General features: G+C 72.3%; 8 protein-coding genes. 2 read left to right on the forward strand and 6 right to left on the reverse strand.

Features of this window, described 5'->3' with window-relative positions; all coding sequences use genetic code 11:
* Positions 1-276 precede the first annotated feature (276 nt).
* Positions 277-909 carry a response regulator gene (locus ACFV8T_RS31765; RefSeq protein ID WP_385334548.1) on the forward strand — a complete coding sequence of 211 codons (633 nt, stop codon included), beginning with the start codon at positions 277-279 and terminating at the stop codon, positions 907-909.
* 82 nt (positions 910-991) lie between these two features.
* On the opposite strand, the gene ACFV8T_RS31770 is transcribed toward ACFV8T_RS31765, so the two are convergent.
* The 4 genes from ACFV8T_RS31770 to ACFV8T_RS31785 form a co-directional block, all read right to left on the reverse strand.
* On the reverse strand, positions 992-2,422 hold the full coding sequence (locus ACFV8T_RS31770) for an MFS transporter (RefSeq protein WP_385334338.1): 1,431 nt from the start codon (positions 2,420-2,422) through the stop codon (positions 992-994).
* A 40-nt stretch (positions 2,423-2,462) separates the two neighbouring features.
* Positions 2,463-3,659 (reverse strand): lipid-transfer protein, encoded by a 1,197-nt coding sequence (locus ACFV8T_RS31775; RefSeq protein ID WP_385334550.1) that lies wholly within the window; start codon positions 3,657-3,659, stop codon positions 2,463-2,465.
* A gap of 47 nt (positions 3,660-3,706) precedes the next feature.
* Positions 3,707-5,887, reverse strand: coding sequence for an acyl-CoA dehydrogenase (locus ACFV8T_RS31780; protein WP_385334340.1), 2,181 nt, complete (start codon positions 5,885-5,887; stop codon positions 3,707-3,709).
* A 247-nt stretch (positions 5,888-6,134) separates the two neighbouring features.
* Positions 6,135-7,580 (reverse strand): DUF4157 domain-containing protein, encoded by a 1,446-nt coding sequence (locus ACFV8T_RS31785; protein ID WP_385334342.1) that lies wholly within the window; start codon positions 7,578-7,580, stop codon positions 6,135-6,137.
* A 561-nt stretch (positions 7,581-8,141) separates the two neighbouring features.
* On the opposite strand from ACFV8T_RS31785, the gene ACFV8T_RS31790 reads away from it, so the two are divergent.
* Positions 8,142-9,938, forward strand: a complete 1,797-nt coding sequence (locus ACFV8T_RS31790; protein WP_385334344.1) for an MFS transporter — start codon at positions 8,142-8,144, stop codon at positions 9,936-9,938.
* Here the strand turns inward: ACFV8T_RS31790 and pepE are convergent.
* Both pepE and ACFV8T_RS31800 read right to left on the reverse strand, forming a co-directional pair.
* On the reverse strand, positions 9,901-10,629 hold the full coding sequence (gene pepE / locus ACFV8T_RS31795; RefSeq protein ID WP_385334346.1) for a dipeptidase PepE: 729 nt from the start codon (positions 10,627-10,629) through the stop codon (positions 9,901-9,903). The two genes, ACFV8T_RS31790 and pepE, sit on opposite strands and share 38 nt — an antisense overlap.
* A gap of 26 nt (positions 10,630-10,655) precedes the next feature.
* Positions 10,656-11,486: an IclR family transcriptional regulator gene (locus ACFV8T_RS31800; RefSeq protein WP_385334348.1), complete on the reverse strand. Its 831-nt coding sequence runs from the start codon at positions 11,484-11,486 to the stop codon at positions 10,656-10,658.
* Between the last annotated feature and the right edge of the window lie 116 nt (positions 11,487-11,602).

Here is an 11,602-nt window from a genome sequence, read left to right on the forward strand (position 1 = left end):
GTCCACACAGTCGGCAAACCAGGCCCCTCGAAGCGACGGACGAAGAAGTCAACGACCCCACGTCCACGCCGCACAGGTTAAAGACCAAGCTAAGGGCTGTCCCATAATCCCTGGTGGATCAGCGTGCGGCGTCGGATGCGGTGCGTCGCAAGGCGGAGGGACGCCCGAATACTGGATGTATTCGGGCGTTCCGACAACGCGGCGAGGTGCCGTAGCTGACGTCGCACGCCCGCCAGGGATTACGGGACAGCCCTTAGTCTGTTCTCCGTGAACGAGATGCCGCAGGATCATCGTCCGACCAAGTCCGTACGGGTCCTGCTCGCCGAGGACCAGGGCATGATGCGCGGTGCGCTGGCCCTGCTGCTCGGTCTTGAGCCGGACATCGAGGTCGTGGCGCAGGTGGCCGCCGGGGACGGGATCGTGGACGCCGCGCTGGCGTCCCGCCCCGATGTGGCGCTCCTGGACATCGAACTCCCGGGCCGCAGCGGGCTGGACGCCGCCGCCGATCTGCGCGAGGAGGTGCCGGACTGCCGGGTGCTGATCCTCACCACGTTCGGCCGCCCCGGCTATCTGCGCCGGGCGATGGAGGCCGGGGCGGCGGGGTTCCTGGTCAAGGACGGTCCCGTCGAGGAGCTCGCCACCGCGATCCGCCGGGTGCTCGGGGGCGAGACGGTGATCGACCCGGCGTTGGCCGCCGCCGCGCTCAGCGCCGGGCCGAGCCCGCTGACCGCGCGGGAACGGGACGCGCTGAACGCCTCGGTGGACGGGGCGACGGTCGCCGACATCGCGGCGAAGCTGCATCTGTCCGAGTCGACGGTGCGGAACTATCTGTCGTCGGCCATCGGCAAGACGGGCACCCGCAACCGGATGGAAGCGGTCCGGGCGGCGCGGCAACAGGGGTGGCTGTAAGGCCTTTCGCCCGGATCGGGCCGGACCCCGCGCGCCCGGCACGACCCGGGCGAGGGGCCCTGCGTCCCGCGGGCCGTGCGCCTCAGCGCCGGTCCGACCGGTGGCGGGGCAGCCAGAGCGCCATCAGCAGCAGTCCGCCCAGCAGTACCGTGCCGGCCGTCCGGAAGGCGAGTGCGAAGCCGGCCGTGAGCTCCTCCGGTCCGGTGCCGCCCGCGGTGCGGGCCGCCGCGACGGTGGAGAGCACGGCGAGACCGAGCGCACCGCCCATCGTGCGGGAGGTGTTGACGAGGCCGGAGACCAGACCGGATTCGCCGGGGGCCGCGCCGGCGATGGCCAGCGAGGCGAGCGGGGTGGCCGCCAGGCCCGTACCGGCCATCATCAGGACGCCGGGCAGGCAGACCGAGGTGAGGTACGAACCGTCGGGTCCCATCGTGGACTGCCAGCCGAAGCCCGCGGCGGCCATGGCCGTACCGATGAGCGCCAGGTTCTTCGCGCCGGTCACGGCCATCACCCGGGGCGCGCACTTCGAGCCGAGGACGACGGCCAACGACGTGGGCATCAGGGCGAGTCCGGCCTCCAGCGGGGTGTAACCCAGCACGGCCTGGGCGTACACGGTCATGAAGTACCACATCGAGAACGTCGCCGAACCGATCACGAGCATCGCCGCGTTGGCCGATGTCACCGCCCGCGTCCCGAGCACCCGGAGCGGCATCAGCGGCTCCGCCGTCCGGGCCTCCACCGCCACGAAGACGCCCAGCAGGGCCACCCCGCCGAGCAGCGGCGCCAGGGTCGCCGTCGCGGTCCACCCCGACTCCTCGGTCTGCACGATGCCGTACGCGACACAGGCGAGGCCCACCGTGACGAGTACCGCGCCCAGCAGGTCGATCCGCCGCCGGTCCCCGGCCCGGCCCTCCGCGAGCCGGACGGCGGCGCCGGCCAGGACGAGCACCCCGACCGGCACATTGATCAGCAGCACCCAGCGCCAGGAGAACAGATCGGTGAGCACCCCGCCGATCAGCCCGCCGGCCGCGCCACCGCCCGCGCCGACGGCCATCCAGGTGCCTATCGCCTTCGTCCTGTCCGGGCCCTCGGGGACGGCGGTGGTGAGCAGGGTCAGGGTGGCGGGGGCGAGCACGGCGGCACCGAGCCCCTGCGCGGCGCGGGCGGCGAGCAGCTGCCAGCCCTCCTGGGCGAGCCCACCGGCCAGGGAGGCGGCGGTGAACAGGCCGAGGCCTATGAGGAACATCCGCTTGCGGCCGTAGATGTCCGCCGCGCGCCCGCCGAGGAGCATGAATCCGGCGAACGCGATCGAGTAGGCGTTGAGCACCCACTGGAGTCCGGTGGCGCTCATCCGGAGGTCGGAACGCATGGACGGCAGGGCGACGTTGACGACGGACACGTCGAGCACGACGAGGAACTGACCGACGCAGGCGGCGAGCACCGCCGCCCAGGTGTGGGTACTGGTCCGCTCTCGCGGCGGCACGGGCGTCTTGAGGTCAACCATGCCCGTCATGCTCGCACCCGTGCTTCGCCCCGCGCATCGGGATTCGGGTCTACCGCCGCAGCAGCGTCACCACCGCCGCTCCGCCGAGCCCGATGTTGTGGGCCAGGCCGACCCGGGCGTCCTTCACCTGCCGGTTCCCCGCCTCGCCCCGGAGCTGCCAGGTCAGTTCGGCGGCCTGGGCGATTCCGGTGGCGCCGAGCGGGTGCCCCTTGGAGATCAGCCCGCCGGACGGGTTGACCACCCAGCGGCCGCCGTACGTGGTGGCCCCGGACTCGACGAGCTTTCCGGACTCGCCCTCGCCGCACAGCCCGAGCGCCTCGTAGGTGAGGAGCTCGTTGATGGAGAAGCAGTCGTGCAGTTCGATGACGTCCAGGTCGGCGGCCGAGAGCCCCGACGCCTCGTAGACCTGCCGGGCGGCGGCCCGCGACATCGGCAGGCCCACCGCGTCGATGCAGGTCCCCGAGGCGAAGGACTCGCCGGTGTCGGTGGTCATGGCCTGGGCGACGATCTCCACCGCCCGGTCGCCCAGACCGTGGCTCTCGACGAAGCGTTCCGACACGACGACGGCGGCTGCCGCGCCGTCGGAGGTGGGTGAGCACTGGAGCTTGGTCAGCGGGGTGTGGATGGTCTTCGCGGCGAGGATCTCCTCGACCGTGTACGGGTCCTGGAACTGGGCGTACGGATTGTTCACCGAGTGCCGGTGGTTCTTGGCGCCGACGGCGGCGAGCTGTGCCCCGGTCGTCCCGTACCGCGCCATGTGCTCGCGGGCCGCGTTGCCGAATATCTGGGCGGTGGGCGGGCTCATCCCGAAACCGTGGGCGGCGGCCATGATCCCGTAGTGCCGGGCCACGGGTGACGTCTTGAAGTCGGCGGCACCGCCGTCCGCCCCACCGCCGCCGAGTGCGCCGCGCGTCATCTTCTCGAAGCCGAGCGCGAGGACGCAGTCGCTGCCGCCGCCCTCGACGAACTGCCGGGCCATCATCAGGGCGGTGGAGCCGGTGGCGCAGTTGTTGTTGACGTTGTAGACGGGGATCCCGGTCAGGCCGAGTCCGTACACGGCGCGCTGACCGGCGGTGGAGGCCTGGAAGCAGTAGCCGACGACGGCCTGCTGGATCTGCTCGTACGCGAGGGAGGCATCGGCGAGCGCCGCCGTCCCGGCCTCCTTCGCCATGTCCCAGTACTGCCAGTCGCGCGTCTCGGGCTTCTCGAACTTCGTCATTCCGACACCGACGACGTACGCCTTCATGAGCTTCATGGGCTTCGCGTGCTTCTCGGGCTTCATGGCAAGTCCCTTCAATCGCGCGGGAGGCCGAGGATGCGCTCGGCGACGACATTGAGCTGAACCTGGGTGGTGCCGCCCGCGATGGTCAGGCAGCGGGACATCAGGAAGCCGTGCAGGCCCCGCTCCCCCGGCCCCTCGCCGGCCGCGCCCGCCGGGCCGAGGAGTTCGAGGGCGAGTTCGGCGACCTTCTGCTGGTGGGTGGTCTGGACGAGCTTGCGGACGGAGGCTCCCGCGCCGGGTTCGAGCCCGGAGACCTGTCGCATCGTGGTCCGCAGTCCTATGCAGCCGAGCGCGTGGGCCTCGGCGGCGAGTGCTCCGATGCGGGCCCGGCAGGCGCCGTCGAGGTCGCGGGAGCGGGCGATCAGTGCCTCCAGGCCGGTGTCGAAGGTCATCTGGTCGGCCATGTGGACGCGTTCGTTGCCCAGGGTGTTGCGGGCGACCCGCCAGCCGCCGTCGGGCTCACCCACGACGGCGTCGGCGGGCAGCAGGACGTCGTCGAAGTACACCTCGTTGAAGAGGGAGTCGCCGGTGATCTCCTTCAGCGGCCGGATGTCGATGCCCGGGGTGTTCTTCATGTCGACGAGGAAGTAGCCGATCCCCTGGTGCTTGGGGGCGTCCGGGTCGGTCCGGGCGAGCAGGATCCCGTGGTCGGCCCATTGGGCGGCGCTCGTCCACACCTTCTGTCCGTTGATCCGCCAGCCCTCCTCGGTCCGCTCCGCCCTCGTGCGGAGCGAGGCGAGGTCGGATCCCGCGCCGGGCTCCGAGAACAGCTGGCACCACAGGAGTTCGCCGCGCAGGGTGGGCAGCAGATAGCGGTCCTGCTGCTCGGCCGTCCCATGGGCGAGGAGCGAGGGCACCACCCAGGTGGCGATCCCGAGGTCGCTCAGCCTCACCCCTTGCTCCGCCAACTCCCGCTGTATGGCCAGTTGCTGGACGGGACCGGCGCCCAGGCCGTAGGGGGCGGGGAGGTGCGGTGCGGCGTAGCCGATCGGGGCGAGGGCGCGGCGGGCGGCCTTCGGGTCGAGGCCGCGGGCGGCGGCGACGGCCTCGCGCGCGGCGGCCCGGTGGGCGGCGGCCCCGGCAGGGAGTTCGAGGGCGAGTTCGCGGCGCGCCCCGCCCTCGGCCAGCCGGACCGCCCGCAGCCGGTGGGTGTCGCCGGTCCCCAGCAACTGCCGCGCCACCAGGGCCCGGCGCAGATACAGATGGGCGTCGTGCTCCCAGGTGAAGCCGATGCCGCCGAGGATCTGGACGCAGTCCTTGGCGCAGCCGTACGCGGCGTCCAGGGCGTCCGACGCCGCGAGGGCGGCGACCATGGACCGTACGTCCGGGTCCGCCTCCTCGTCGGCGGCGCGGGCCGCGTCCCACACCAGCGCACGGGCCCGCTCGACCCGTACGAGCATGTCGGCGCAGAGGTGCTTGACGCCCTGGAACTGCCCGATGGGGCGGCCGAACTGCTCGCGGACCTTGGCGTGTTCGGCCGCGGTGTGCAGTGCCCTGGCCGCGGTACCGCAGGCTTCCGCGGCGAGGAGGACGGCGGCGAGGTCACGGACGCGCGTGGTGTCGGTCCGTACGAGGCGGGCGGCGGGGACGAGCACCCCCTCGGCGTGGATCGCGGCGGTGGGCCGGGTCGGGTCGGCGCCGCGGTGCGGGCGGGCGGTCAGCCCTTCGGTGGCGGAGTCGACGGCGAACCAGAGGGTGCCGGTGGCCGATTCGGCGGGGAGGAGGAGCAGGTCGGCATCGGCGCCGGAGAGGACGGGCGGTGCCGTGCCGTCGAGCAGGTGGCCGTCCCCGTGCTCGACGGCGGTGAGGGTGCCGGGGCCGAGGGCGACGGCGCCGATGCGCGCACCGTCCGCGAGCCCGCGCACCAGGTCGTGCGGCCCTGCCTCGCGCAGTACGGCGGAGGCGAGGGAGCTCGACAGGTACGGGCCGGGGAGCGCGGCCCGGCCCGCTTCTTCGAGGACCACGGCCAGGTCGAGGAGCCGGCCGCCCCCGCCCCCGTACGCCTCGGGCAGATGGATGGAGAGCAGGCCCTGTTCCGCGAGCCCGTCCCAGTACCCGGGGCGCACGCCGGGGGTATCCGGGGCATCCGCGTCGAGCAGCTTGCGGATCTCCTGCGGTGGGACGGCGCGCGCCAGCCAGCCTCGTACGGCCTGCGCCAACTCCCGGTGCTCTTCGGTGATTCCGATGCCCATGCGGATCCTCGCCGGTCGCAGCCACTGGAACGGCGCAAGAGTAGAACACGTTCCATTCTGACGGAAGGTCAGATGACGGCCGGATCTTCGCGCACCTCGAACCGAGTGCGCCTGGTGAAGACGGCCGGCCGGACTCGACAGGCCGTAGCCGCGCCCTCGCGGGGCGGCTACGGGCCGGCTTCGGGTTCTGCGGGCGGGCGCCCAGGGTCAGGGCAGGTCAGGGCAGGTCGGGTCGGGTCGGGTCGGGTCACATGAGCTTCCGGCGGCCGGTCTCCTTCCTGAGACCGCCCACGTTGATCGGCTGGAGGATGACGGTGATCGCGCCGACCGAGAAGTGCTGCACCGGAGCGCCGGTGTTTCGCCCGTGGAAACTGTGCGGCAGCGCCTGCCCGTTGGTCGGGTCCGTGCCCGCCGTATACATGTCGACGATGCCCTCGTGCCCCTGGCGGGCCTTTGCGTCGGTGCCGTCCGCGGCCTGCTCCACGGTGATGCGGTCATCGCCGTCCACGGCGACCACGGCCGCCACGTGGTAGGGCCACCCACTGGTGTTGGCGGGCAGCTCGTAATCCTCGTCCCACGCGGTCTCCACGATGGCGAACGCCTGGCCGGGGGCCGGCCGCTCCTCGCCGTTCGCGTGCGGGCCGCCGGGCCTGGCATTCGCGTAGGCCAGGGCGCCCTCCGCGTTCTCCCTTTCGCCCAAGCCGAACTGGCTCCCGCCCAGGGCGAATTCGCTGGCGTCCTGCCCCAGGGCCAGCCGCTGCTGGTGCATGATCTCCTCGGCGGTGTGGGCACAGTCCGCGAGGAAGGACGTCGACGGCTCGTACTCCGCGTACGTGCGCCCCCCGATGTCCCCGCTCTGCCCGGTCGGCGTGCAGTACCTGGGCGTCGGGGCGCCCTCCGCGACCCAGATGACGGTGGTGTCCGCCCCGGGAGTGACGGTCATGAGATAGAGACCGTTCTCCGAGACCCGTGCGGCCCCCAACTCCACGGTGTTGACCTGGGAGAAGCGCTGGAGGACCGTCGCGTCGGTGCCGCGCGCCGTGCCCCGGGCCATGGCGTCCGCTTCCCGCTGTACGGGGGCACCTCGGGGGCCCTGGTCGCTCTGCTCGGGCGTCCGCCTCATCACCCGGACCGCGTTGGCCTCGGCCTCGCGCTCGAAGCGGTCGCCGGGGTCGGAGACGCTCAGTCCCGACCCGTTGTCCGTACCGGCCACCGGCCCCCGGCGCTGCTGGATGACATGCGTCAGCTCATGGGCGAGGGTGTGCTTGTCGCCGCCGCCGTCGCCGATGACGACATGGCTGCCGGAGGTGTACGCACGGGCACCCACCTCGGCAGCGGAGTCGCGGGCCGCGGAGTCCGTGTGCAGGCGGACGTCGGAGAAGTCGGCTCCGAGGCGGGATTCCATTTCCTGGCGCAGCGGTCCGTCCAGCGGCTTGCCCGGCGCGCGCAGCACGTCGTGCACGGCGGAGCGCTGCACCGGCTCCGCCGTGGGCTGTTGGTGGCCGCAGCCCGCGCCGTGCTGGTGCCGGTCCCGCTGGAGCATACGGACGACGGCCTCGTTGCCGATGGTGCGCTGCAGTTCGAGAAGCTCATCGGGCGCCCGACTGCTCGGGGCCTCCCCCGGCCGCGCGACCGCGCTCTTGGCGGGGCCCTGCGGCTGCTTTTCGTTCTTCTTCGGCTCTTGCGCGTGCATGGACTTCCGCTCGTAGGGCCGGCAGTTTCGCTGTGCTCTCCCTGCCTACCTGGTGCAGTGGTCGCGGGTAAGGGACGTACGGGCACGATGCGGTAGCCCGTATGGGCAGCGCGTCCGCCTCGCGGGTATCGGCGGGGGCTGCCCGGGGCGTGGGTACGACCAGCGCGCTCCGGGCCCGCTTCAGCCGGCATGCCCGCTGCAGCGCCGCCTCCGCCTGCCGCTGACGGGGAAGCAAGCTGCTGCCGGCTGCCCCGCCGACCTGTGCGAGCTCGCCCTCCACACGCTCCGCGAGAGCAGCTCGACCTGGTCCGACGCACCCCGCCCGAGGCCTGTTCCGCACCTCCTCGACTCCCAACAGACCGCCGATTGAGCAACGTTCGGTCGGACAGGGCACGAGTGCGCCGTCGTGCGCCCTCGTGCCCCGTTCGTACCGCGTTCACCGGAATACCTTGGGCGCAGGGAAGGTTTCAGCCTGCACACACTTGGCGGTCGGCGCTGCCCGCCCGCACCGCCCGCACGCCTCTTCCAGACCCTCGATCACGCCGCCCGGAGGCCACACGCATGCCACAGACGACGAACGAACAGCACGCCGGGGAACTCCCCGATCCGCGGCCGCGCAAGGCGGGCGGCGGGGTCGTCCCCGTGCTCGCCTTCGCGGGTATCACCGTCGCGGTGATGCAGACCCTGCTCGTCCCCGTCATCAAGGACCTGCCCGCCCTGCTGCACACCGCCCCGTCGAACGCCACCTGGGTGATGACCGCGACGCTGCTCGCGGGGGCCGTCGCCACCCCGATCATGGGGCGGCTCGGTGACCTCTACGGCAAGCGGAAGATGCTGCTCGCCAGTCTCGCCGTGATGGTGATCGGCTCCCTGATATGCGCCTTCACCGAAGATCTCGTGGTCATGATCGTGGGACGTGCCCTCCAGGGCTTCGCCATGGGCGCCATCCCGCTGGGCATCGGCATCATGCGCGACGAGCTGCCGCGCGAACGGCTCGGCTCGGCGATGGCGCTGATGAGCTCCTCGATCGGGGTCGGCGGCGGCCTGGCGCTGCCCGCCGCCGCGCTGGTCGCCCAGCACTCCGACTGGCACACCCTGTTCTTCGGCGCGGCCGGTCTCGGTGCGCTGTCGATGGCGCTCACCGTCCTGTTCGTCCCGGAGACCACGCTGCGCGCCCCCGGCCGGTTCGACCTCGTCGGCGCGCTGGGGCTCTCGCTCGGACTGGTCTGCCTGCTGCTGCCCATCACCAAGGGCAGCGACTGGGGCTGGACCTCGGGCAGCACGCTCGGACTGATCGGCGCCGCGCTGGTGATCCTCGTCCTGTGGGGGCTGTTCGAGCTGCGCAGCCCGGCCCCGCTGGTCGATCTGCGGACCACGGCCCGGCGCGAGGTGCTGCTCACCAACCTCTCCTCGATCATGGTCGGGGTCGCCTTCTACGCCGTCTCGCTGGTCCTGCCGCAGCTGCTCCAGCTGCCGACGTCGACGGGGTACGGCCTCGGGCAGTCGATGGTGGTCGCGGGGCTGTGCGTGGCGCCGCTCGGCCTGACGATGATGTTCGTCGCCCCGCTGTACGCCCGGCTCTCCGCCCGCCGTGGCCCCAAGGTCTCCCTGATGCTCGGCATGCTGATCATCGCGATCGGTTACGGGGCGGGGCTGGGGCTGATGAGCGCCGCCTGGCAGACCGTGGTGATCGCGGTGATGCTCGGGGCCGGCATCGGGCTCGCGTACTCCTCGCTGCCCGCGCTGATCATCGGGGCCGTCGATCCGTCCGAGACCGGTGCGGCCAACGGCCTGAACACCCTGATGCGGTCGATCGGCACGTCGGTGTCGAGTGCCGTGATCGGCATGGTGCTGGCGAACACCTCGGTGCGCGCGGGCGGGGTGTCGCTGCCCTCGATGGAGGGGTTCCGCATCTCGTTCCTGATCGCGACGGGCGCGGTGGTGATCGGGCTGGTGCTGGCCTCGTTCCTGCCCTCGCAGCGCGACGCGATGCGCCCGGCGCTGCTGGCGAGCAGCGACGAGGACGCCCCGGCCCCGGTGCCGGGCGCCTCCCGCCCGGTCGCCGGTTCGGGCGGCTTCCGCGGCCGGGTGCTGGACGCGGACGGCGCCCCGGTGGCCCGCGCCAATGTCACGCTGATCGACCACCGGGGCCAACAGGCCGGTCTCACCGTGGCGGACGAGGAAGGCCACTACACGCTGGCCGCCCCGCACGGCGGCAACTTCGTGCTGGCCGGTTCGGCCACCGGGCACACGCCGAACGCCCGCCCGGCCGCCTACCCGGGCGACGGCCTGCCGGTCGACGCCGATCTGGTGCTGGGCGTCAGCGCACCGGAGCGTCGAACCGCGGTGTCGTCATGAGCAGATGAGAGACGTCCGACCCCACCGCGAGCTCCTGCGGCTGCGCGCCGCGGGTGAACAGCCGGGCGGGTCGGGCGCCCTGCACCCGGGCCTGGCGTCCGTCGACCCGCAGCCATGACCCTTCGCGCAGGCCGAGCACCGGCACGTCGTTCTCCTCCAGGAATTCGGTGAGCCGCTCCTCGCGGGTCTCGCCCTTGTGGGTGCTGGCCGGGTCCGGGTCCAGGTAGTGCGGGTTGATCTGGAACGGGACGAGGCCGAGCGTCTCGAAGGACGGCGGCTGCACGATGGGCATGTCGTTGGTGGTACGCAGGGTGGGCGCCGCCATGTTCGTCCCCGCGCTGGCCCCCATGTACGGCAGCCCGTCCCGCACCGCCTCGGTCACGGCGTCCCGCAGCCCGGTCCGGTACAGCGCGCTCAGCAGCCGGAAGGAGTTGCCGCCGCCGATGAACACGGCGTCGGACGCGGCGAGTTCGGCGACCGGGTCGGCGTTCTCATGGACCCCGCGGACACTGATGCCGGACGGTGCGAGGGCCTCGCGGACGCGTGCGGTGTACGCGGTGTAGTCGGCGAGCGCGTAGGGGACGAAGGCCAGCCGGGCGCCGGAGGGCAGGAACGCGGTGACGGTGTCGAGAGCGTGCTCCAGATAACCGCGGCCGTGCTGGGTGGAGTTGGAGAGCAGCAGCAGATTCATGGGCTTCCTCTTGGTTCTCTTCCGGTTCATCGGTCGGTACGGGGGCGTCGGGTGCGGGACTTCGGTCGCTGCGGGGGGTGGGTGAGCCGCCGCTCCAGCAACTGGGCCGCGTGGCGCAGCGCGTCGAGCCGGTCCTGCGGCGCGCCCTCGAAGAGTTCCTCGGCGCCGCCGAGGCTGAGGCTGCCGTACGGTTCGCGCCCGAGGAAGACCGGTACGGCGACGGTCGCGATACCGGTGTCGTACTCGCCGACCGTCCAGGCGTACCCCTGGGCGCGGACCTTGAGGAACTCCTCCTCCAGCCGGTCCGGGTCGGTGACCGTCCGGTCGGTGAAGCGGGCCATCGGGCGGCCCCGGAAGAGCCGGTGGCGCTGCTCGTCGGGCAGGTATGCGTAGTACGACTTGCTGGTCGCTCCGGCGTGCGCCGGGTAGAGCTCGCCGACCAGCGGGTAGTAGCGCAGCGGCCCGGCCTCCCCTTCCTCCGCGGCGACGCACCGCATGTGGAAGCTGTCCGGCAGGCAGAACAGGACGGTGTCGCCGGTGACCCTGCGCAGCTCCTCCAGGACCGGTCCGGCCAGCAGCTCCAGCGATCCGGAGCGCTCCCAGAGCCTGCCCAGGCGCAGCACGGCGGGGCCGATGCGGTAGCGGCGGGTGACCGGGTCGGAGACCAGGAAGCCGCGCCCGGCGAGGGTGGCGAGCAGCCGCTGGGCCACCGAGGTGTCCCAGCCGAACTCCTCGGCGACCTCGGTGACGCCCCAGTCGGGTCTGGTCCGCTCGAAGGCGAGCAGCACGAGGAGCGCCCGGTCGACGGTTTGCAGGGCTCCGGCGGGGGTGCGCCGGTCCAGATCGAAGTCCGCCATCGTCATCTCACCATTCAGACCTGAATTGCAAATAACGGGAAACAGTTGCGTTCAACGCTATCCGATCCCGAATGTGGCCTCAGCACCCCGCCCCGCGCTTCCCCGTCGAGCGCCGG

Origin of the sequence: Streptomyces sp. NPDC059832 (assembly GCF_042731715.1) — a bacterium.
Lineage (GTDB): Bacteria > Actinomycetota > Actinomycetes > Streptomycetales > Streptomycetaceae > Streptomyces.

Bases quoted from the DNA above. Each gene is read 5' to 3' on its own strand.
- ACFV8T_RS31800 (WP_385334348.1), bottom strand. From the start codon at position 11,486: ATGGCGGACTTCGATCTGGACCGGCGCACCCCCGCCGGAGCCCTGCAA.
- ACFV8T_RS31785 (WP_385334342.1), bottom strand. From the start codon at position 7,580: ATGCACGCGCAAGAGCCGAAGAAGAACGAAAAGCAGCCGCAGGGCCCC.
- ACFV8T_RS31775 (WP_385334550.1), bottom strand. From the start codon at position 3,659: ATGAAGGCGTACGTCGTCGGTGTCGGAATGACGAAGTTCGAGAAGCCC.
- pepE (WP_385334346.1), bottom strand. From the start codon at position 10,629: ATGAATCTGCTGCTGCTCTCCAACTCCACCCAGCACGGCCGCGGTTAT.
- ACFV8T_RS31765 (WP_385334548.1), top strand. From the start codon at position 277: ATGCCGCAGGATCATCGTCCGACCAAGTCCGTACGGGTCCTGCTCGCC.
- ACFV8T_RS31790 (WP_385334344.1), top strand. From the start codon at position 8,142: ATGCCACAGACGACGAACGAACAGCACGCCGGGGAACTCCCCGATCCG.
- ACFV8T_RS31770 (WP_385334338.1), bottom strand. From the start codon at position 2,422: ATGACGGGCATGGTTGACCTCAAGACGCCCGTGCCGCCGCGAGAGCGG.
- ACFV8T_RS31780 (WP_385334340.1), bottom strand. From the start codon at position 5,887: ATGGGCATCGGAATCACCGAAGAGCACCGGGAGTTGGCGCAGGCCGTA.